The organism is Treponema sp. R6D11 (genome assembly GCF_054786075.1).
The window spans coordinates 1-527 of sequence record NZ_BDHD01000668.1; the positions used below are offsets into that span (position 1 = coordinate 1).

Annotated in this window: 1 protein-coding gene; it reads right to left on the reverse strand. The window is 44.8% G+C overall.

Annotated features, from left to right (window positions below):
* Positions 1-36 precede the first annotated feature (36 nt).
* On the reverse strand, positions 37-527 hold a 491-nt coding region (locus tag ACYVTD_RS15380; protein WP_461248573.1), incomplete at its 5' end, for a methionine ABC transporter ATP-binding protein.

The following is a 527-nucleotide window of genomic DNA, read 5'->3' on the forward strand; positions in this document are numbered from 1 at the left end:
ATAGGAAGCATGGATAATACATCTAAAATTTTTTCACTAAACATGAAGCAGCTCCTTTGTCGCTGGAGCTTGCGGCGATTCAAACACGGCGGAGACGCTTCCCCTTTCTACAATAATTCCCTCATCAAGCACTGCGACTTCATGACATATCTCACGGATAACTTCCATTTGGTGTGTTATCAACACCACGGTAATTTTAAGCCGCTGCTGCAAGTCGCGGATCAACGCCAAAATTGAGCGAGTGGTTTGCGGATCAAGAGAGCTAGTCGCTTCATCGCAGAATAGCACTTCTGGGTTTGCAGCTAACGCTCTGGCGATAGCCACACGCTGTTTCTGTCCGCCTGAAAGTTCCCTTAAGCGGGCTTTGCGTTTGTCGGTAATTTCTACCATTTCAAGAAGTTCATCAAGACGCTTGTCTATTTGTTTCCGGGGCAATCCCGCAATTTCCAAAGGATAAGTAATATTGTCCGCTGCATTGCGTGATCCAAACAAGTTAAAATTTTGAAATATCATTCCCATTTTTCTGC